Genomic DNA, 19,659 nt, shown 5'->3' with positions numbered 1-19,659 from the left:
CAGCGGCTCCGGCGGGTCACTGCCCGACCCGCCCCGGCTGAAGCACCTGCGTGAACAGGATGTCGCCGCCCTCCTGCCGCAGCCGCACCGTCAGCTCGCCGCTGCCGCCGTCGATGTCGACCTCACCGAAGTACTGCGGGGTCTCCACCGGCGAGGTGTTCGCCCGGCTCGGCGCCTTGATGAACTTCTGCTCCGGGCCGAACGTCCCGTCGAGCCGCGTCGCCGGGTAGCCGCCGGCCGCGAGCGGCCCGGACACGAACTCCCAGAACGGCGCGAAGTCCTTGAAACCCGCGCGCGAGGGGTCGTAGTGCTGCGCCGAGGTGTAGTGCACGTCGGTGGTCAGCCACAGCGTCCCGGTGACCTTCTGGTGCTTGATGTGCCGCAACAGCTCGGCGATCTGCAGCTCGCGGCCGAGCGGGGCACCGGGGTCGCCCTGCCCCACGGCCTCGAAGTTCACCCGGCCGTCCGGCACGACGATGCCCAGCGGCATGTCGGAGGCGATGACCTTCCATACGGCCCGCGAGCGGGACAGCTCGCGCTTGAGCCAGGCCAGCTGGCGGGCGCCGAGGATGCCGGTGGTGTCGTCGGGCTGTCTGCCCGGCGAGTTGGCGTTGCGGTAGGTGCGCATGTCGAGGACGAACACGTCCAGGAGCGGCCCGTGCCGCATGACCCGGTACACCCGGCCGTCCTCGTCGCCCGGCGCCAGGGTCGACACGGGGAAGTACTCGCTGAACGCCCGCAGGGAGCGGCGCGAGAGGACGTCGACGCTCTTCTCCGTGTACCGCTGGTCGTCCAGGATCTGCCCCGGGTACCAGTTGTTGTGCACCTCGTGATCGTCCCACTGCACGATGGACGGCACCTGCGCGTTGAACCGCCGCAGATTCTCGTCGAGCAGGTTGTAGCGGAACGCGCCGCGGAACTCCGCGAGGGTCTCGGCGACCTTCGACTTCTCCTCCGTCGTGACGTTCCGCCACACGCTGCCGTCGGGCAGGGTGACGCTGGGCAGGATGGGGCCGTCCGCGTAGATGTTGTCGCCGCTGCACAGGAAGAAGTCCGGATCGCGCCTGCGCATCTCCTCGAAGATGCGGTAGCCGCCGCGGTCGGGGTTGATGCCCCAGCCCTGGCCCGCGATGTCGCCCGACCACAAGAAGCGCACGTCCTCCTTGCGGCCCTTCGGTGTCGTCCGGAACGTGCCCTCGACCGGCCGGCCGGTCCGCCGCGGATCGTCCGGGTCGGCGAGCATCACCCGGTAGTGGATCTGTTCACCGGCGGGCAGCCCGTGCAGCCGGGTCGTCCCGGTGAAGTCGGTGTCCGGGCCGAGCAGGGGGCCGTGCCACCGGCGGGGATCGCGGAACGACTCGGTGGCCGAGGTCTCCACGATCATCCGGGCCGGCCGGTCGGACCTGACCCAGACGAGCCCCGCGTGCGCCGTCACGTCCCCGGCCTGCACACCCCACCCGGCCTTCGGGCGTCCCGCGAGGGCGAACGAAGGAGCCGCCCCGACCGACGCGGGCACGGCGAGCGCCGCCGGCACGGCGAGCGATCCGCGCAGCACGCTGCGGCGGCGGGGCGACGGGCTGGGTTCACGTTGCGACATGAATGCGCCTCCAGTTGACGGGTGCGACCAGTGTGCGGGCGCCCGGCCGGTACCGCGCCACAGCGTCCACGCGAACCACAAGTGAACAACTCGCGGCGTGCGCGGGGGAACCGCCGCGCGGGAACGTCCGCGAGGGACGCGGCGCGCAGAGAAGGTGGTGCTGCCTCTGTGTGGGTCCACGGCCCTACGTCCCGCGGCCGGGCCCCCGGGACGTACGACCGATGGTCACAAGATCCCCATCCTTCTACGCTCGGCACCGGGACACGCCACCCCGGCGTGCCGTACCGAAGGGGGAGCCCCGTGCCGGTCAACGGTCACAGTCACATCCGCGTCGCCCGCCCGAGCCGCGACCTGGCGGCGGCCGAACGCTTCTGGGTCGACGGACTCGGACTCTCCGTGCTGTACCGGGCCGAGGGCCACGGCGTGCCCGGCGAGCACGATCTGCTCATGGTGGGCTGGCCCGACGCCTCCTGGCACCTCGAACTGGTCTACGACGCGGACGCCCCGGTCGACCCTCGCCCCACCGAGGAGGACCTGTTGGTCGTCTATGTCGACGGAGAGGTGCCCGAGGAACTGCTGGTCCGGCTGGAGGAGCACGGCGGGAAGCGGGTGACGTCACCCAACCCCTACTGGAACGAGTGGGGGGTCACCGTCGAGGATCCGGACGCCTACCGGCTGGTGCTCTGCACGCGCGCGTGGTCCAACTCCTGAACCGCCCGTGGGTGGTCCAGGTCCTGAACCGCCCGTGGGTGGTCCAGGTCCTGAACCGCCCGCGCCAGCAGCCTCACCCCCTCGCGGATCCGGGCTTCCGACAGATGCGCGTAGCCGAGGACCAGGCGCACCTCGTCCGGAGGCGCCGTTCCGTCGGCCGGCACCCCCTGTTCGCTCGACTGCTCCCTCGACGCGTCGTAGTCGCTCAGCGGCCGGACCGCGATGCCGGCCGCGGCGGCCCGTGCCAGGAAGGTGTCCGGTGGACCCCAGCGGCCGGGCAGCCGGGCGATGACGTGCAGGCCTGCCGCGATCCCGGTGACCCGCACGCCCGCGAAGTGGTGCTCCAGCGCGGCCGCGAGCGCGTCCCTGCGGTCGCGGTAGGCCCGCTGGCAGCGGCGCAACTGCCGGTCGTAGTCGCCGCGTTCGATGAAGCGGGCCAGGAGCTCCTGGTCGAGGGAGGGATTGCCCAGGTCCATCACGCGCTTGCGTTCGACGACATCCTCGGTGAGACCGTCCGGCACCAGGAGCCACCCCAGGCGCAGCCCCGGAGCGAGCGATTTGCTGACCGAGCCGGTGTAGGCGACGTGTTCGGGGTCGAGCCCTTGGAGGGCGCCGACGGGGGCCCGGTCGTAACGGAAGTCGCCGTCGTAGTCGTCCTCGATCACCAGCCCGTCGACGGACCGTGCCCAGTCGAGGAGTTCGGTACGGCGCCTCGCGGAGTAGGCGATCCCGGAGGGGAACTGGTGGGCGGGCGTGGTGACGACGGCGCGCACGTCGCCCTCGCGCAGCGCCTTGGGGAGCACGCCCTCGTCGTCGAGAGGGACGCCCACCGGGGTGATACCGGAGGCGGCGAGCAGGGTCGCGTGCTCGGGGCTGCCGGGGTCCTCGACGCCGATCGCCGTGTGCCCCCGCGCGCGCAGCGCCAGCGCCAGCAGGGTCATGGCCTGAGCCACTCCGGAGCACACGATCACGCGCTCCGGCTCGGCGACCACCCCGCGGCGCCGCGCCAGCAGGTCGGCCAGAACCGTGCGCAGCTTCGGCAGCCCGCGCGGATCCGGATAGCCCAGCATGTGGTGCGGCAGTTCGGCGAGCACCTGGCGGTGGGCGGTGGCCCAGGCGGAGCGCGGGAACAACGACAGGTCGGGGACGCCGGGAAGGAAGTCCACGCGCGCGTGCCCGTCGCGCGGCGCGAGGTCACGCACCGGGGGCACCGCCGCCCGCGCCGCGTCCCCCACCCAGGTCCCCGCGCCCCGGTCGCTGCGCAGATAGCCCTCGGCCGTCAACTGCTCGTACGTCTCCGTGATCAGGCCGCGGGAGACGCCCAGGTCGGCGGCGAGCTCACGACTCGACGGCAGCCGGGTGCCCGCCGTGAGCCGTCCCGAGCGGACGGCCTCGCGCAGGGCGGCGCGCAGGCTGCGGCCGCGGCTGCGGGCGGGGGCTGCCGCGGCCGGCAGCAGCAGCTCCCAGGCGGCGGCCCAGCGCGCGCGGTCGTCGGCGCCATATGAGGCCACCGGGGATCGCCTCCTCACTCAAGAACTCAAGAAAGATGGAAGACCCGGAAAGAAGTGGTCCCCGAACACACCATGGAAGTGGACCTTAAGGGGGACCGCCGCGCTTCCTAACGTCGGGGCATGACCACGAACTCCTCCCGCGGGGCACTCCTCGCGGGCCTCGCCTGCCTCCTCGTGGGCGGCTCCTTCACCGCCAACAGCCTCCTGGGCGCCTACCCGTACACGGGCGGCCAGTTCCTCCGCTACGGCCTGGCCTGTCTGCTCCTCCTGCCCTGGCTCGGCGCGGGCGGCACCGCCCCGCTGCACCGGCTGCGGCCCTCCCAGTGGGGGCGCCTCGCACTGCTCGCGGCCGTCGGCATGGTCGGCTTCAACATGGCGATCCTGGCCGCGGAACAATCGGCGGAGCCAGCCGTACCGGGTGTCTTCGTAGGCTGCGCCCCCGTTGTCGTCGCCCTCTTGGTGCCGCTTCTCGACCGGCGCGCCCCGCAGCGGGCCGTCCTGCACGGCGCGCTCCTGGTCGCCGCGGGGGCGTTCGTCGTGCAGGGGTGGGGCCGCACGGACGCGGCCGGGCTGTTCTTCTCGGTCGGCGCCCTCGCGGGCGAGGTCGGCTTCGCGGTGCTCGCCGTGCCCGTGCTGCGTCCCCTGGGGCCCAGGCTGCTCGCCGCCACCGTCTGCGCGGTGGCCGCCGTCGAGTCGGCCGTCCTCGGGCTCGTCCTCGACGGCGGCGCATTCCTGCGGTGGCCCGACCGCACCGAAGGGGCCGCCCTGTTGTGGCAGGCGGTGATCGTCACCGTCGTCGGATTCGTGCTCTGGTACACGGGCCTGCAGAGCATCGGTGCCGAGCGGGCCACCCTGTTCTCGGGTCTCATCCCGGTCGCGGCCGCCTGTACGGCTCCCCTGGTGGGGACGGGCACGTACGGGACGCCCCAGGCCGTCGGCAGCGCGCTCGTCGGCGCCGGGGTGGCCCTGGGCTCCGGAGTGCTCGCCCGCCGTCCGTCAGCGGCGGCAGGTGTCGAGGATGACGCGGGAGACGAGCGCCGGGTCGTCGTTCATCGGGACGTGGCCGCAGCCGGGGAGCCGGATCAGCCGCGCCCCGGGGATGGTCTGCTTGGCACGGATCCCCTGGCGGCGCAGCAGCAGCCGGTCCCGGGTGCCCCAGGCGACGGTGACCGGGACGTCCGCCACGTCGTCCCGGAAGAGGACGTCACGCCCGGCCGCCAGCGTCGCGTCGAAGGCCGTCGCGTCCCGCAGCGCGAGTGTCTCGGCGACGACGGCCCCCGGTGAACGGCGCCAGGGGCGGGCGTAGATGGTGCTCGTGAGGGCGGTGCGGCCCGCCGCGCTGCCCGACAGCCGCTCGATGGCGGGGCGCGGCAGCACGCGCGCGCCCTGTCGCATCCCGAGGAGGGTGGCGAAGGCGTACCGGCGCTCGGCGGGCGTCCAGAAGCCGGCGGGGGACAGGGCGGTGACGGAGCGGACCAGCTTCTCGCGGCCCAGTTCGAGGGCGAGCAATCCGCCCAGGGAGTTGCCCGCCACGTGCGGGCGCTCCACGTCGAGCGCCTCGCAGAGCGCGCCGAGGACCGGAACGACCGTGCCGAGATCGTGCGCTAGTCCGTCCGGCAGGTCGGGGGAGCGCCCGAACCCCGGCAGGTCCACCGCGATCACGTCGTGCTCGGCGGCCAGGATCTCCAGGACCGGGTCCCAGGCCTGCCGGTGGTGGCCTATCCCGTGGAGCAGCAGCAACGGCTCGCCCGCGCCCGCCCGTTCGTAGGAGACCGTCACGGTGCGGGTGCCGCGGGGCGACGCGACATCGAAGGACACCTCTGCGGCCATGACTGCTCCTGTCCCCGCCGCCGGACGACGGCTCCTCGGTACGTTAGACGCGATGTCAGCAACAATTACCGTTCAGTAGCCCGCAGTTCAAGACCCCGCGCGAGGTTCGGCCGGTCCTGCCCCGCGCCCGCTCCACCTGGACACACGCGACCGGGTGGGTTGGGATGGGGGAGTGGCCACCGACAGCATGACCGACGTCTTCGAAGAACACCGTTCCGTTCTGATGGGCGTCGCCTATCGCATGCTCGGTCGCGTGGTCGACGCGGAGGACGTCGTCCAGGAGGCCTGGCTGCGGTGGCAGGCATCGGACCACGACAGCGTGCGCGAACCGCGCGCCTACCTGGTGCGCATCACCACGCGCCTCGCCATCGACCGCCTGCGCCACCTGCAGTCCCGCCGTGAGGCGTACGTGGGCCCGTGGCTCCCCGAGCCCTGGGTCACCGCGTTCGGCCCCGCGGTCCCCGACACCGCCGAGCGCGCCGTGCTCGCCGACTCCGTCTCGCTGGCGGTGCTCGTGGTCCTGGAGTCCCTCTCGCCGCTGGAACGCGCGGTGTTCGTGCTCCGCGAGGCCTTCGGATTCCCCTACTCCGAGATCGCGCTCACGCTCGAACGCGGTGAGGCCGCGGTGCGCCAGCTCGCAGGCCGCGCCCGCAAGCACGTCGACGCCGGGCGGCCCCGCTACACGGTGGACCCCGCCGAGCGCCGCGATCTGACCGAGCGGTTCCTCGCCGCGGCGAGCGAGGGCGACCTGGACGGACTGATGGCGCTGCTCGCGCCCGACGTCCGGCTGATCGGCGACGCCGGGGGCAAGAACAAGGCCCCGCTGCGCGTCCTGGAGAGCGCGGACAAGGTGGGCCGCTTCCTGTACAGCACCGCCGCCGGTGTCATCAGGGCCGCCGCCGAGCTGGAGTTCCGTTTCCTGGAGGTCAACGGAGCCGAGTCCGCGTACGTGATCATCGACGGCAAGCCCGACAGCGTCTTCCAGCTGGACGTCGGCGACGGGCGCGTCCAGCGCGTCTACATCATCCGGAATCCGGACAAGCTCGCGAGCCTCGCCCGGTAGAGGCGCGGCGCTCGGCGGCACGTCCGCGCAGTGCAGAGCCCCCGTCCGGCCGGACGGGGGCTCCGGCGTGCGGTCCTGGTCCGGCCGTTCACACACGCGTGGCCGATTACGCCTGCTTGGCCGCACGCGAACTCCGCATGAATGCTCTGTGGCATCACCCCTGTGCAGCCTGTAACCGAACGAGGATTGGTCTTGACCAAGGGTGGGAGCGGCTCTATGGTCGCAGGGATAGTGCAGGAACCTTTAATAAACAAGGGCGCTAAAACGCCGCCGGTCAACGGCGATTGCGGAGGACAGGGTGGGGACCACGCAGCTCGAAACGGCGCCGGAGCCGAAGTACTGGCACCTGAAGACGGTGCTCAGTGAGGCGCTCGACTCCGAATTCGCCGTAGGGGAGATCCTGCCGAACGAGCGTGATCTCGCCGCCCGCTTCGGTGTCGCCCGCGCCACGCTCCGGCAGGCGCTCGAACAACTGGAACTCGAGGGCAGGCTGCACCGCCGCCGCGGCGTGGGCACCACCGTCGCTCCGCCGCGCATGGGCGTGGCCGTCGGATCGGCGCAGGGCACCTGGCCCGGCGCGGTCGGCGACGCCTGGCAGCCCGCGGACTGCGCGCCCGCCGTACCGCCCGCGGACGTGGCCCGCATGCTGGAGACCGTCGCGGACGAGCAGGTGCACGTAGTGCGCCGCACCCGCGTCTCCGAGGGTCAGCCCGTCGCGGCCGAGCTGCTGTACGTGTCGACGTCGGCCGTCGCCGAACTGACCGGCATGGACGAGCCGTCCGGGGCCGCACGCGCGCGTGTCGTCCTGCGCGACCTCGCCCGGCTCGGCCTCGAAGGCCAGGACCGGGCCGTCGAGCTCGGCTCGGCCCGCGCCGACGACGCCCGCGCCCTCGACCGTCTCCCCGGCGCCCCCGTGCTGGTCGTGACGACCCGCTTCTTCGCCGAGGGACGCACGGCCGCGGTCTCCGTGGCCACCTACCGCGCGGACACGTGCAGGCTCACCTTCGGCGACGCCGGTGGCGTGGAGATCCGCCACGACTCGGAGCGCCACGCCTCCTGATCACGCGGACCGGTGCCCGCCCCGGTACCGGTCAGGACCCGCGCCCGGCACACCACGTGCCGGGCGCGACGCGTTTCCGGGCCGGCGGCCGGTGGCCGCCGCACGACGCGTGCGGGCCATGGCTCACGCACCGGAGGCAGCCGGGCTGACCGCTCAGCGCCGCGCGGTGACCGTCCCCTCGACGGCGAACAGCTGCTCCTCGACATGGTCGAGCGCCAGCCGCAGCGCTCCGGTCGCCACCACGGCGTCACCGAGCAGCGACAGCGCCACCCGCGGCGGCCGCAGACAGTAGCGGGCCAGCTCCCGGTGGAGCGGTTCGAGGACGCCGTCGAGCCCCGCCGCCCAGCCGCCGACGACGACCAGTTCGGGGTCGAGGGCGAGCACGAGGGCCGCCACGTCGTGCACGAGCCGCTGGATGAAACGCTCCACGGCGGCCCGGGCCCGCTCGTCGCCCCCGCGCGCGTGGGCGAAGACCTCCGCGACCGCCTGCTCGTCCAGGGGGTGCAGCGGCTCGTCCGTGGTGGAGAGCAGCGTCTCCGGAGTGACCTCCCGGCCCAGGAGGTGCAGCGCGCCGATCTCCCCGGCCGCGCCCCCGTAGCCCCGGTGCAGCCGCCCGCCGATCAGCGACCCGGCCCCCGGGCTCAGCCCCGCGAGGACGAACACCACGTCGTCGGTGTCGGCGGCCGCGCCCTTCCAGTGCTCGGCGACGGCCGCCGCGTTCGCGTCGTTCTCCACCAGGACCGGGCACGTGAACGACCGGCGCAGCCGCTCACCCAACTGGAGCCCGTTCCACTCGGGCAGCGCGGTGCTCAACCGCACCGTGCCGTCCGCGTCCAGAATGCCGGGGCTGCCGACCCCGACGGCGCGCAGCGAGCTGCGGGCGACCCCGGTGCGGCGCAGCAGATCGGCGACCACGGTGCGCACGCGGTCCAGGCGGTCGTCCGCGGAGGCCTCCTCGGAGACGCTCCTCGACGCCGTGCCGAGCACCTTGCCGTCCAGATCCGCGGCCACGGCCGCCACCCGGTGCGGGCCGATCTCCAGGCCGAGGAGATGCCCCGCCTCCGCGCGGAATCGATACTTCCGTGCGGGCCGCCCCTGACGCCGGGCACCGCTGTCCTCGGCCGCCGACTCCACCACGAGCCCGGCCTCGATGAGCCCCTCGACGACCCCCTCGACGGTGGGCCGGGAGAGCCCGGTCACGCGGGTGATCTCCGTGAGCGTCGCCAAATCCGCGGCGCGCAGCGCGTGCAGCACCACCGCGGAGTTGATACGCCGCAACAGAGACGGGTCCCCGCCGGTCAGCCGCCCCAACGTCCTACCTTCCAGCTCGTGCGCATGATGGCCGGATCGTACTCGCCGCACGGGTCGGCGGCGAGTGCCGGGCCCGCATTTCCCCTGCGTACGGCCGTCATCCGGGCGAGACGAAGCCGGACTCGTACGCGACGATGACCGCCTGCGTCCGGTCGCGCGCCGCCAGCTTCGCCAGGACGGAGCTGACATGGGACTTGACCGTCTCCGCGCCGACCACCAGACGGGCGGCGATCTCCGCGTTCGACAGGCCGCGCGCCATCAGCCGCAGCACCTCGGCCTCGCGCTCGGTCAGCGCCGCCCGGTCGAGCGCGGCCCGCGCCTCGGCGTTGCCGCGCTCCCTGCCGTGCTCACCCGCCAGCTGCCGGACCGCCACCGGGAAGAGCAGCGACTCGCCCTCGGCGACCAGCCGTACGGCGTGCACGATCTCCGCGGGGCGGGCGCGCTTCAACAGGAATCCGTCGGCGCCCGCACGCAGCGCCTCGTACACGTACTCGTCGTTCTCGAAGGTCGTCACCACGATGATCTTCGGCGGGTCCTGCACCGTGCGCAGCACGGCCCGGGTGGCCTCGATGCCGTCGAGCAGCGGCATCCGGACGTCCATCGCGACGACATCGGGCCGCAGCTCGCGGACGAGGGGGATCACCGCCGCGCCGTCCGCCGCCTCGCCGACGACGTGGATGTCCGGCTGTGCCTCCAGGACGGCGCGCAGACCCGCGCGGACGAGGGGTTCGTCATCGACGAGCAGCACTGTGACCGGCATCCGGCCAGCGTAGATCACGCGAGGGGCAGCTCGACGTGCACCTGCCACTCGCCGTCGTCGAGCGGCCCGGTGGTGGCCCTGCCGCCGAGCAGCGTGGCCCGCTCCCGTATGCCGCGCAGCCCGCTGCCGCCGCGCCCCGTCGAACGGGCGGCGCGGGGGAGGGTGTTGCGGACGTCCATCACCAGGCGTGCGTCGTCGACGGTGATGCGCAGCCGGACCGGGACGGGGCCGGAGTGCCGCAGCACGTTCGTCAGGGACTCCTGGAGCATGCGGTAGCCCTCGCGGGACACCGGGCCCGGCAGCCGCTCGACCGCTCCCGATATCTCCACGTCGACCTCGGCGCCCGAGGCGCGCGCCGAGTCCAGGAGCCGCTCGGCGTCGGTGAGCGTCGGCCGGCCGCTCGCGGGCCGCCCGTCCTCGCGCAGCACTCGCAGCACCCGCTCCAGGTCCTCCAGTGCGGCCCGGCCGGTCTCCTCGACGGCCTCCAGGGCCCGGTCGGTGAACTCGGGGTCGGCCGCGGCCCGCGCGGCGCCAGCCTGGACGACGGCGACGGTCAACGCGTGGCCGATGGAGTCGTGCAACTCCCGTGCGATGCGATTGCGTTCGAGGAGCTGCTCGGTGCGTTCCTCTAGGGCGGCGAGGCGTTCGGCGGGGGAGGGACCGAGGAGGCGGGGCGCCGCCCAGGTGACCAGCCGGCCCGCCGCCACGAGCATCAGCACCTCCGCGACCACCAGGAGCAGGGCAAGCGGCAGCCCGGCCCCACCCATATACGACGCGGGCAGGATCAGACCGTCGCTCTCCGGGGGCTCGTCGGTCGCGCCGAGCAGCACGAAGGCGGTCCCGATGAGCTGCCCCGTGAGCAGGACCGTCACGCTCCCGACCTCCAGGCGGAGCACCAGCCACGCGGCGGTCCTGGCCCGCTCGCGCCACGAGGCGGACGCCGCCACGGAGATGCCCGGATCCGGCGCGTCGCCCTTCCCGCGCGCGTGGGGGCCGGGGAACAGCATCATCCGGGCCTGCAGACCCTCGGCCCGGCGCACGGCGGGGACCATGCCGGCCACCACCATCAGGGGTACGGGGTCGAGCACCACGAGAAGCCAGCCCGTCGGCGTGGGGCTGCTGAGCCCGGGATAGATGGAGGCGCAGACCCACACCACCCCTGAGCCGATGAGGAGATGCAGCCACCGCGTGTAGGTGACCGCACGCGTCAGAGGTCGCAGGAAGCCGGGCATGGCGCCATCGTGCCAGGCCCGCGCCGCGGCGCGGCTCCCCCGCACGGGGGAGACGGACTCCCCGGGCGGGGGAGGCGCGCCGGTGTGCACGGCGGCCAGGCTGATGCCCATGACCAGCATCGACGTCCAAGACCTCACCAAGGAGTACGGCACGACCCGGGCCGTGGACGCCCTCACCTTCAGCGTCCGCCCCGGCCGGGTCACCGGCTTCCTCGGCCCCAACGGCGCCGGCAAGTCGACCACCATGCGGCTCGTCCTCGGTCTCGACCGCCCCACCTCCGGATCCGCCACCATCGGCGGCCGCCCCTACGCGTCCCTTCAGGACCCCCTGCGCCACGTCGGGGCGCTCCTCGACGCCCAGGCGCCCCACGGCTCCCGCACCGCCCGCGACCACCTCCGCGTCCTCGCCGCCACCAACCGGCTGCCGGAGGGCCGGGTGGACGAGGTCCTCGACGAGACGGGGCTCGCCTCGGTGGCGGGCAGACGGATCAAGGCGTTCTCGCTGGGCATGCGGCAGCGCCTCGGCATCGCGGCGGCCCTGCTCGGCGACCCGGAGGTGGTGATGCTGGACGAGCCCTCCAACGGTCTGGATCCCGAAGGCATCATCTGGATCCGTGAGTTGATGCGCCGTCTCGCGGCGGAGGGCCGCACGGTCCTCGTCTCCAGCCACCTCATGAACGAGACGGCCACCTTCGCCGACCACCTGGTGGTCCTGGGACGCGGCAGGCTCCTCGCGGACACGCCCATGCCCGACTTCATCGCGGCGCACAGCCGCCCGCGAGTGCGGGTACGGACGGCGGATCCGGAGCGACTACGGGGCCTGTTGACCGACCGGGGATACGCACTGGGGGAGGCGCACGACGGGCGCTGGACGGTCGACGGGGCGCGGGCCGCGGAGATCGGTGCGCTCGCCGCCACCGCCGGCGTCCCCGTTCTCGAACTCGCCGACGAACAGGCCTCCCTGGAACAGGCCTACCTCGCCCTGACGGCCGACGAGACCCCGTTCGCGGCGGCCGCCCCGCTGTCCCGCCAGGAGGCCTGACGATGTCGAACACCCTTGCCGCCGCCGCGCTGCCCGTCGCCCGCGCCGAGTGGCTCAAGATCAAGTCGCTGCGGTCCAGCCTGGTCTCACTGATCGTCGTCTTCGTGGCGTCGGTCGGCATCACCGCGCTCGTCTTCGCGGCGGTCGGTCGGGCGGAGGCCGACAACGCCGACGCGGAACCGCTGTTCGGTGCCTTCTACGCCTTCAACTTCGGGCAGATCGCGGCCATCAGCTTCGGCACGACCGCCGTGTCCTGCGAGTACACCAGCGGCGCCCTGCGGATCTCCCTCACCGCGGTGCCGCGCCGCGGACTCTTCTACTGGGCCAAGATGGCGGTCGTCGGCGGCCTGGCCCTGCTCGTCGGCCTCGCCACGAGCTTCGGCACCTTCCTGGTCGGCCAGGCCTTCCTGGGGGAGTACGCCATCGGCCTCGGCCACCCCGGTGCGGTGCGGGCCTGCGTCGGCGGAGGCGTCTACCTGGCGCTGATGGCGCTGCTGGCGGCGGGCCTGACCGCCGTGCTGCGCAGCGGAGTCGCCGTCCTGAGCATCGTGATCCCGTTCACCCTGATCGTCTCGTTCGTGCTCGGGGACGTGGCGAGCGGCGTCGCGGGCCTGCTCCCCGACCAGGCGGGCCAGCAGGTGCTGCACGAGAACCCGACCGGCACCCTCGGCCCGTGGTCCGGTCTCGCCGTGGCCGCGGCCTGGGCGGCCGCCGCACTGCTGGCCGGCTGGTGGGCGGTGCGGCGCAGGGACGCCTGAGGAGCGCACCGGCTCATGACGCGTTGTCAGTGGCGCCCGGTTTACTGGACGTCATGAGCACCGCACAGCATCTCGCCGTGATCGACCTGCTGCGCTCCCGGGAGTTCCCCGCCGAGCACGGCAGGTCGGAGTGCGGCAGTGAGGGCCCCGGGTTCCACATCGCCGAGTTACTGACCAGCGAGACGTTCTGGGAGGACGACGGCACGCGATGGCACCTCACCGAGGAGCAGTACGACGCCGAGCGCGACGCCCTGACCGTCCTCCTCGCCGAGCGGTGGGGACCGCCGCAGAGGTTCAGCCTCGCGAGTCTCTTCGAGCGCACCGTGGCCGTGGACTTCGGCGACGCGGACGAGGAGATACCGGAGCCGTGGGCGCAGTTGAGCGCCTGTGTCCCCGACCTCCACCTCTGGCGGGCGGACGGCCGCTGGATAGCCCTGGGCGTCGCGCAGTGGGACAAGGAACTGCCCTTCCAGCTCCTCGCAGTGGTCACGGAGACCGACCCGCCGTGAGGGTGCGGGCTGCCTCCTCAGACGAGACCGAGCGAACCGGTCGCGGCCGGCGCGAAGTGCCGGGCGACGTCCGCCTCCGTCACGCGTGACAACTCCGCGGGCGACCAGCGCGGCCTGCGGTCCTTGTCGACCACCTGGGCGCGGATGCCCTCCGCCAGGTCGGGTGAGGCGAGGGCCGCGCACGAGACGCGGTACTCCTGCTCCAGGACGGCCTCCAGGGACGGCAGTTCCCGGGCCCGGCGCAGCGCCGCCAGCGTGACCTTCAGGGAGGTCGGTGACTTGGCGAGGATCGTCTCGGCCGCTTCCTTGGCGTGCCGGTCCCCGGACGCGTGCAGCCGGTCGACGATCTCCTCGACGGAGTCCCCGGCGTAGCAGTGGTCGATCCACTCCCGGTACGCGGCCAGTTCCCCCGCGGGAGCGCTGATCGCGAACTCCCGTACGGCGTCGGCCACCTCGGTGTCCGTGAGCGCCGCGGTGAACTCCGGCAGCCGTTCGGACGGCACGAAGTGGTCGGCGAGGCCGCACAGCAGCGCGTCGCCCGCCCCCACCGGCGAACCCGTCAGCGCGAGGTGCGTTCCGAGCTCGCCGGGCGTGCGCGTCAGGAGGTACGTCCCGCCCACGTCGGGCACGAAGCCGATACCGGTCTCCGGCATCGCCACCCGGGAGCGTTCGGTGACCACCCGCACGCCGCCGTGTGCCGAGACGCCCACCCCGCCGCCCATGACGATGCCGTCCATCACCGCGACATAAGGCTTCGGGAAGCGGGCGATACGGGCGTTGAGGAGGTACTCGTCGTGCCAGAAGGCGGCCGCGGCCGCGGGGCGCCCGGCGCGGACGTCGTCGTGGATGGACCGGATGTCCCCGCCGGCGCACAGCCCGCGCTCCCCGGCGCCGGTGAGCACCACGGCCGCCACCGCCTCGTCGTGCTCCCACGCGTCGAGGGCGTCCGCCATGATCCGGACCATCGTGTGGTTCAGGGCGTTGATGGCCCGGGGGCGGTTCAGGACGAGGTGCCCGGCGCGGCCTTCGCGGCGCAGCAGGACGGGGGCTTCGTCGGCGGTGGCGTTCATGGTGCGGGTGGCTCCGTTCACGTGGGGCGCGTCGTCGGGCCGCCGCCCTGGAACGCGTCCAGGATCTGCTCGGCGGCCGAGGTCGCCGTCAACGTACCCTCCCGTACGCGCTGCTCCAGTTCAGGGGTGACTCCGCGCACGGCGGGGTGGTCCCGCAGCCTGCCCAGCAACTCGTCCCGGACCATGGCCCACGTCCAGTCGATCTGCTGGTCGCGGCGTTTGGCGGCGAGGCGGCCGGACGAGTCGAGCAGGGCGCGGTGCTGCTCGATCCGGTCCCACAGGGTGTCGAGGCCGCTGGACTCGCGGGCACTGCAGGTGAGCACCGGCGGGGTCCACGCCGCGTCGGCCGGATGCATGAGGCGCAGCGCGCCCGCCAGTTCACGCGCCGCCGAGCGCGCGTCCCTCTCGTGCGGGCCGTCCGCCTTGTTCACGGCGATGACGTCGGCGAGCTCCAGGACCCCCTTCTTGATGCCCTGCAGCTGGTCGCCGGTGCGGGCCAGAGTCAGCAGCAGGAACGTGTCGACCATGTTCGCGACGGCCGTCTCCGACTGCCCGACGCCCACGGTCTCCACGAGCACCACGTCGTAGCCCGCCGTCTCCATCACCACGATGGACTCGCGGGTCGCCTTGGCGACGCCGCCGAGCGTGCCCGCGGACGGCGACGGGCGGACGAAGGCCGCGGGGTCCTGCGAGAGCCGCTCCATCCTGGTCTTGTCACCCAGGATGGAGCCGCCCGTGCGCGTGGAGGACGGGTCGACGGCGAGCACCGCGACCCGGTGGCCGAGCGAGGTGAGCATCGTGCCGAGGGCATCGATGAACGTGGACTTGCCGACGCCCGGCACCCCGCTGATGCCGATCCGCCGCGCCCGCCCGCTGTGCGGAAGCAACTCGGTGAGCAGCTCCTGCGCCAGCTCCCGGTGGTGCGGCCGTGTCGACTCCACGAGCGTGATGGCGCGCGCGATGAACGCGCGCTTCCCGTCGAGGACGCCCTTCGCGTAGGCGTCGATGTCGATCGTCACAGGCATGGGTCGGCGCTCACCGGCTCACAGCGTGTGGCCGAGGTCGGCCGCGAGGCGGTTCACCAGGTCGTACGCCGCGTCCGGGATCACCGTGCCGGGCGGGAAGACCGCGGTGGCGCCCGCCTCGTGCAGGGCCTCGACGTCCTGCGGCGGGATCACGCCGCCCACCACGATCATGATGTCCTCGCGCCCCTCGGCGGCCAGCTCCTCGCGCAGCGCGGGTACGAGGGTGAGGTGCCCCGCGGCCAGCGAGGAGACGCCGACGATGTGCACGTCCGCCTCGACGGCCTGGCGCGCGACCTCCGCCGGGGTCTGGAACAACGGGCCGACGTCGACATCGAAGCCCAGGTCGGCGAAGGCACTGGCGATGACCTTCTGGCCGCGGTCGTGGCCGTCCTGGCCCATCTTGGCGACCAGGATGCGCGGCCTGCGCCCCTCGGCCTCGTCGAACGCGTCCACCAGCGTGCGCGTCCGCTCGACGGACGGGGACTGGCCTGCTTCGCTGCGGTACACACCGGAGATCGTACGGATCTGGCCCGCGTGCCGCCCGTACACGCTCTCCAGTGCGTCGGAGATCTCACCGACCGTGGCCTTGGCGCGGGCCGCGTCGACCGCGAGGGCGAGCAGATTCCCCTCCAGGCCGGGTCCGGAGCCGCGCTGGGCCGCCGCGGTGAGCGCGCGCAGCGCGTCCTGGCACGCCCGCTCGTCGCGCTCCTCGCGCAGCCGCCGCAGCTTGGCGATCTGCTGGGTGCGCACCGAGGAGTTGTCGACCTTGAGGACGTCGATCTGTTCGTCGCTCTCCACCCGGTACTTGTTGACGCCGATGACCGGCTGGCGCCCCGAGTCGATGCGCGCCTGCGTGCGCGCGGCGGCCTCCTCGACGCGCAGCTTCGGGATGCCGGCGTCGATGGCCTGCGCCATGCCGCCCGCCGCCTCGACCTCCTCGATGTGCTGCCAGGCACGGCGCGCCAGGTCGTACGTGAGCTTCTCGACGTATGCGCTGCCGCCCCACGGGTCGATGGTCCGCGTCGTCCCCGACTCCTGCTGGATCAACAGCTGGGTGTTGCGGGCGATGCGCGCGGAGAAGTCCGTCGGCAGGGCGAGGGCCTCGTCCAGGGCGTTGGTGTGCAGCGACTGGGTGTGGCCCTGCGTCGCCGCCATCGCCTCGACACAGGTGCGCGTGACGTTGTTGAACACGTCCTGCGCGGTCAGCGACCAGCCCGACGTCTGCGAATGGGTGCGCAGCGAGAGGGACTTGGCGTTCTTCGGGTCGAACTGCTTGACCAGCTTCGCCCACAGCAGGCGCGCCGCGCGGAGCTTGGCGACCTCCATGAAGAAGTTCATGCCGATCGCCCAGAAGAAGGAGAGCCGCGGCGCGAACGCGTCCACGTCCAGGCCCGCCTCCTGGCCGGCGCGCAGGTACTCCACGCCGTCGGCGAGGGTGTACGCCAGCTCCAAGTCGGCTGTCGCGCCCGCCTCCTGGATGTGGTAGCCGGAGATCGAGATGGAGTTGTAGCGCGGCATCTTCTGCGAGGTGTACGCGAAGATGTCGGAGATGATCCGCATCGAGGGCTTCGGCGGATAGATGTAGGTGTTGCGGACCATGAACTCCTTGAGGATGTCGTTCTGAATGGTCCCGGCCAGCTTCTCGGGCGGTACGCCCTGCTCCTCGGCCGCCACGATGTAGAGCGCGAGCACGGGCAGCACGGCGCCGTTCATCGTCATCGACACCGTCATCTTGTCCAGCGGGATGCCGTCGAAGAGCTGACGCATGTCGTAGATCGAGTCGATCGCGACGCCCGCCATGCCGACGTCACCCGTCACGCGCGGGTGGTCACTGTCGTATCCGCGGTGCGTGGGCAGGTCGAAGGCGACCGAGAGGCCCTTCTGCCCGGCCGCGAGGTTGCGGCGGTAGAAGGCGTTGGACTCCTCGGCGGTGGAAAATCCCGCGTACTGCCGGATGGTCCAGGGCTGGTTGACGTACATCGTCGGGTACGGGCCGCGCAGATACGGCGCGACGCCCGGGTAGGTCCCGAGGAAATCCAGGCCCTCCACGTCGGCGCCGGTGTACAGCGGCTTCACCGCGATACCCTCGGGCGTCTCCCACAGCAGATCGCTCTCGGACCTGCCGGTGGACTCCTTCACCGCCGTGCGCCACTGCTCGTGGGACCCGTCGGCGCCGGCCCCGGCGTCCAGGTCGATGGAGGAGAAGTCGGGGATCCGCATTACGCCACTCCCATGCGGTCGAGGGTGGAGGAGAGCACGGCGACGGCGTCACAGCCCGCGAAGACGTACGCGTCGACATCGGCGTACTCCCCGCGTCCGGCCAGGAACACCCGCTGCGCGCCCGCCGACTTGAGGGCCCGCGCGACGGCGTCGGCCTGTTCGGCGTAGAGCGCGTCGCTGGAGCACAGGCACGCGACGCTCGCGCCGCTGGCCCGGAACGCCTCGGCGGCCGTACCGGGATCCACCGTCGCGGGCTCGTGGACGGCCTCGATGCCGCCCGCCTGGAAGAGGTTCGAGGCGAACGTGGCCCGCGCGGTGTGCGCGGCGGCGGGGCCCAGCGCGGCGAGGAACACCTTCGGGCGCGCACCGGTCCGCGCGAGGTGGGCGTCCGAGCGGGCGCGCAGTGCCTCGTACGCCTCGTCGCGGCGCACCCGGGGCAGTCCGCCCGAAGGGCCGGCGGGCGCGGTCTCACGCTCCACGGGCCGCTCGACGAGCTGCGGGAACTCGCTGACGCCCGTGATGGGTTCACGGCGCTCGGCGAGCTTCTTGCCGCGCTCGGCCCAGGTGGCGGCGAGGTGTTCGCCCACCATCCCGGAGCGCAGGGCCGCGGCCTGGCCGCCCGCGCGCTCGATCTCCTGGAAGAACGCCCAGCCGGCCCGCGCGAGTTCGTCGGTGAGCCGCTCCACGTACCAGGAGCCGCCCGCGGGGTCGATCACCCGGGCGAGATGGGACTCCTCGATGAGGATCGTCGAGGTGTTACGGGCGATGCGGCGCGCGAACGCGTCGGGCAGGCCCAGGGAGTGGTCGAACGGCAGCACGGTGACGGAGTCGGCGCCGCCCACGCCCGCGCCCAGGCAGGCCACGGTGGTGCGCAGCATGTTCACCCACGGGTCGCGCCGGGTCATCATCACCGGTGAGGTCACCGCGTGCTGACGCTGCGCGCCCGCCGCGGCGGAGCCGCACACCTCGGCCACCCGCGCCCACAGCCGGCGGGCCGCACGCAGCTTGGCGATGGTCAGGAACTGGTCCGCGGTGGCCGCGTAGCGGAACTCCAGCTGGGCGCAGCCCTCTTCGACCGAGAGCCCCGCGGCGGTCAGCTCGCGCAGATAGGAGACGCCCGTGGCGAGCGAGGCGCCGAGCTCCTGCGCCGCCGAGCCGCCGGCCTCGTGGTAGGGCAGCGCGTCCACCGTGAGGGCCCGCAGGCCGGGGTGGCTCCGCACGCAGAGCCGGGCGAGCTCCACGGCCTCGGCCGGGTCCAACGCCTCGCCGGTCCGGGCCTCGTGGGCGAGCACGTCCGCGCCCAAGGTGCCGCGCGCCGACTCCGCGGGGACGCCGGCGGCCGCGTACAGGCCGAGCAACGCCCGTGCCGCCGGGGCGAATTCGGCCCCCGCGTCCAGTGCGATCGGCGCGAGGTCGAGATAGACGCCCTTCAGCGCCGACGCCAGAGCGGAGACCGGGACGCCGTTCGCGCCCACCCCCAGCCACACGGACGTGACGCCGTTCTCCAGGTCCGCGAGGACGGCCTCGTTGGTCCGGGCGGCGTCGGAGCTCGTGTGGCGCTGCCGCACGTCCCAGCCCGTCGCCGCGGTGCCGCCGGCTGTGCCACCGCGTACGAAGGGGGCAAAGCCGGGATGTCCGACATCGGGTGTCGCGTCGCGGGCGGTGTACAGAGGGCGGGTGGTGAGCCCGTCCTCGAGGGCGGTGGACAGTGCTTCCTCGGCGGCCGTCCCCGATGCGTCCTTACCCGATTTGCGCAGCACGCCTTCCACCAGGCGCTGCCACTGCTCATGGGTCGCATCAGGGAACTCGGCGGCCAGCGAAAGCCCGTCGTCAGGCAGGACCGTCATGCCCCGATGCTAGGGCGCAACCCATGGCACGCGGTGCCATCAAGGGCTGTGACCTTGCCCTCTTCTGATCGCTCTTGATCTCGAACGAGCGGACGGCTATTGATTGCCGCAGG

General features: G+C 73.0%; 16 protein-coding genes and 1 pseudogene. 7 read left to right on the top strand and 10 right to left on the bottom strand.

Annotation, left to right across the window (positions count from 1 at the left end; all coding sequences use genetic code 11):
* Positions 1-16 precede the first annotated feature (16 nt).
* The gene (locus ACZ6B8_RS17550; RefSeq protein ID WP_471607746.1) at positions 17-1,597 is read right to left on the bottom strand and encodes an alkaline phosphatase D family protein; all 1,581 of its coding nucleotides are present in this window, start codon (positions 1,595-1,597) and stop codon (positions 17-19) included.
* A gap of 300 nt (positions 1,598-1,897) precedes the next feature.
* Between ACZ6B8_RS17550 and ACZ6B8_RS17545 the strand changes: the two genes are divergently transcribed.
* The gene (locus ACZ6B8_RS17545) at positions 1,898-2,308 is read left to right on the top strand and encodes a VOC family protein (RefSeq protein ID WP_471607745.1); all 411 of its coding nucleotides are present in this window, start codon (positions 1,898-1,900) and stop codon (positions 2,306-2,308) included.
* Here the strand turns inward: ACZ6B8_RS17545 and pdxR are convergent.
* The gene (gene pdxR, locus ACZ6B8_RS17540) at positions 2,266-3,819 is read right to left on the bottom strand and encodes a MocR-like pyridoxine biosynthesis transcription factor PdxR (RefSeq protein ID WP_471607744.1); all 1,554 of its coding nucleotides are present in this window, start codon (positions 3,817-3,819) and stop codon (positions 2,266-2,268) included. The two genes, ACZ6B8_RS17545 and pdxR, sit on opposite strands and share 43 nt — an antisense overlap.
* A 120-nt stretch (positions 3,820-3,939) precedes the next feature.
* On the opposite strand from pdxR, the pseudogene ACZ6B8_RS17535 reads away from it, so the two are divergent.
* Positions 3,940-4,776 (top strand): annotated as a pseudogene (locus ACZ6B8_RS17535) (EamA family transporter); the annotation flags it as partial.
* A gap of 39 nt (positions 4,777-4,815) precedes the next feature.
* Here the strand turns inward: ACZ6B8_RS17535 and ACZ6B8_RS17530 are convergent.
* Positions 4,816-5,649 carry an alpha/beta fold hydrolase gene (locus tag ACZ6B8_RS17530; protein WP_471607743.1) on the bottom strand — a complete coding sequence of 278 codons (834 nt, stop codon included), beginning with the start codon at positions 5,647-5,649 and terminating at the stop codon, positions 4,816-4,818.
* Between the two features lie 172 nt (positions 5,650-5,821).
* On the opposite strand from ACZ6B8_RS17530, the gene ACZ6B8_RS17525 reads away from it, so the two are divergent.
* Positions 5,822-6,712 (top strand): RNA polymerase sigma-70 factor, encoded by an 891-nt coding sequence (locus ACZ6B8_RS17525; protein ID WP_471607742.1) that lies wholly within the window; start codon positions 5,822-5,824, stop codon positions 6,710-6,712.
* Positions 6,713-7,010: 298 nt separating this feature from the next.
* The gene (locus ACZ6B8_RS17520; RefSeq protein ID WP_471607741.1) at positions 7,011-7,772 is read left to right on the top strand and encodes a GntR family transcriptional regulator; all 762 of its coding nucleotides are present in this window, start codon (positions 7,011-7,013) and stop codon (positions 7,770-7,772) included.
* A 153-nt stretch (positions 7,773-7,925) separates the two neighbouring features.
* Here ACZ6B8_RS17520 and ACZ6B8_RS17515 read toward each other — a convergent pair whose 3' ends face one another.
* The 3 genes from ACZ6B8_RS17515 to ACZ6B8_RS17505 all read right to left on the bottom strand — a co-directional run bounded on the left by ACZ6B8_RS17515 (position 7,926) and on the right by ACZ6B8_RS17505 (position 11,075).
* Positions 7,926-9,083 (bottom strand): ROK family transcriptional regulator, encoded by a 1,158-nt coding sequence (locus tag ACZ6B8_RS17515; RefSeq protein WP_471083290.1) that lies wholly within the window; start codon positions 9,081-9,083, stop codon positions 7,926-7,928.
* A 97-nt stretch (positions 9,084-9,180) separates the two neighbouring features.
* Complete coding sequence (locus ACZ6B8_RS17510; protein WP_471607740.1) at positions 9,181-9,843, bottom strand: response regulator transcription factor; 663 nt, start codon at positions 9,841-9,843, stop codon at positions 9,181-9,183.
* 14 nt (positions 9,844-9,857) lie between these two features.
* On the bottom strand, positions 9,858-11,075 hold the full coding sequence (locus ACZ6B8_RS17505; protein WP_471607923.1) for a sensor histidine kinase: 1,218 nt from the start codon (positions 11,073-11,075) through the stop codon (positions 9,858-9,860).
* A 109-nt stretch (positions 11,076-11,184) separates the two neighbouring features.
* Between ACZ6B8_RS17505 and ACZ6B8_RS17500 the strand changes: the two genes are divergently transcribed.
* From ACZ6B8_RS17500 to ACZ6B8_RS17490, 3 genes are read left to right on the top strand one after another with little or no spacing between them, the layout of a single operon-like run.
* Entirely contained in the window at positions 11,185-12,117 is a 933-nt protein-coding gene (locus tag ACZ6B8_RS17500; protein WP_471607739.1) for an ATP-binding cassette domain-containing protein, read from the top strand.
* Between the two features lie 2 nt (positions 12,118-12,119).
* On the top strand, positions 12,120-12,875 hold the full coding sequence (locus ACZ6B8_RS17495) for an ABC transporter permease (protein ID WP_471607738.1): 756 nt from the start codon (positions 12,120-12,122) through the stop codon (positions 12,873-12,875).
* Positions 12,876-12,928: 53 nt separating this feature from the next.
* Positions 12,929-13,384 (top strand): hypothetical protein, encoded by a 456-nt coding sequence (locus ACZ6B8_RS17490; RefSeq protein ID WP_471083302.1) that lies wholly within the window; start codon positions 12,929-12,931, stop codon positions 13,382-13,384.
* Between the two features lie 17 nt (positions 13,385-13,401).
* Here ACZ6B8_RS17490 and ACZ6B8_RS17485 read toward each other — a convergent pair whose 3' ends face one another.
* Genes ACZ6B8_RS17485 through mutA form a run of 4 tightly spaced genes read right to left on the bottom strand, consistent with a single transcriptional unit; the run spans position 13,402 to position 19,546 of the window.
* On the bottom strand, positions 13,402-14,454 hold the full coding sequence (locus tag ACZ6B8_RS17485; RefSeq protein ID WP_471607737.1) for an enoyl-CoA hydratase/isomerase family protein: 1,053 nt from the start codon (positions 14,452-14,454) through the stop codon (positions 13,402-13,404).
* Between the two features lie 17 nt (positions 14,455-14,471).
* Positions 14,472-15,479, bottom strand: coding sequence for a methylmalonyl Co-A mutase-associated GTPase MeaB (gene meaB, locus ACZ6B8_RS17480; RefSeq protein ID WP_471607736.1), 1,008 nt, complete (start codon positions 15,477-15,479; stop codon positions 14,472-14,474).
* An 18-nt stretch (positions 15,480-15,497) separates the two neighbouring features.
* Positions 15,498-17,699 carry a methylmalonyl-CoA mutase gene (gene scpA / locus ACZ6B8_RS17475; protein WP_471607735.1) on the bottom strand — a complete coding sequence of 734 codons (2,202 nt, stop codon included), beginning with the start codon at positions 17,697-17,699 and terminating at the stop codon, positions 15,498-15,500.
* Positions 17,699-19,546: a methylmalonyl-CoA mutase small subunit gene (mutA, locus tag ACZ6B8_RS17470; protein ID WP_471607734.1), complete on the bottom strand. Its 1,848-nt coding sequence runs from the start codon at positions 19,544-19,546 to the stop codon at positions 17,699-17,701. Before mutA ends, scpA begins: the two co-directional genes overlap by 1 nt.
* Positions 19,547-19,659 lie beyond the last annotated feature (113 nt).

The organism is Streptomyces sp. NPDC041122 (assembly GCF_055592445.1).
The sequence above is the reverse complement of the archived record's forward strand: the minus strand, read 5'-3'. Positions and strand labels throughout refer to the sequence as shown.

What these genes read in the sequence shown, in the direction of transcription:
- ACZ6B8_RS17550 (WP_471607746.1), bottom strand. Translation starts at nt 1,597, where the DNA reads ATGTCGCAACGTGAACCCAGCCCGTCGCCCCGCCGCCGCAGCGTGCTG.
- ACZ6B8_RS17485 (WP_471607737.1), bottom strand. Translation starts at nt 14,454, where the DNA reads ATGAACGCCACCGCCGACGAAGCCCCCGTCCTGCTGCGCCGCGAAGGC.
- ACZ6B8_RS17510 (WP_471607740.1), bottom strand. Translation starts at nt 9,843, where the DNA reads ATGCCGGTCACAGTGCTGCTCGTCGATGACGAACCCCTCGTCCGCGCG.
- mutA (WP_471607734.1), bottom strand. Translation starts at nt 19,546, where the DNA reads ATGACGGTCCTGCCTGACGACGGGCTTTCGCTGGCCGCCGAGTTCCCT.
- scpA (WP_471607735.1), bottom strand. Translation starts at nt 17,699, where the DNA reads ATGCGGATCCCCGACTTCTCCTCCATCGACCTGGACGCCGGGGCCGGC.
- ACZ6B8_RS17490 (WP_471083302.1), top strand. Translation starts at nt 12,929, where the DNA reads ATGAGCACCGCACAGCATCTCGCCGTGATCGACCTGCTGCGCTCCCGG.
- ACZ6B8_RS17495 (WP_471607738.1), top strand. Translation starts at nt 12,120, where the DNA reads ATGTCGAACACCCTTGCCGCCGCCGCGCTGCCCGTCGCCCGCGCCGAG.
- ACZ6B8_RS17505 (WP_471607923.1), bottom strand. Translation starts at nt 11,075, where the DNA reads ATGCCCGGCTTCCTGCGACCTCTGACGCGTGCGGTCACCTACACGCGG.
- meaB (WP_471607736.1), bottom strand. Translation starts at nt 15,479, where the DNA reads ATGCCTGTGACGATCGACATCGACGCCTACGCGAAGGGCGTCCTCGAC.
- ACZ6B8_RS17530 (WP_471607743.1), bottom strand. Translation starts at nt 5,649, where the DNA reads ATGGCCGCAGAGGTGTCCTTCGATGTCGCGTCGCCCCGCGGCACCCGC.
- ACZ6B8_RS17500 (WP_471607739.1), top strand. Translation starts at nt 11,185, where the DNA reads ATGACCAGCATCGACGTCCAAGACCTCACCAAGGAGTACGGCACGACC.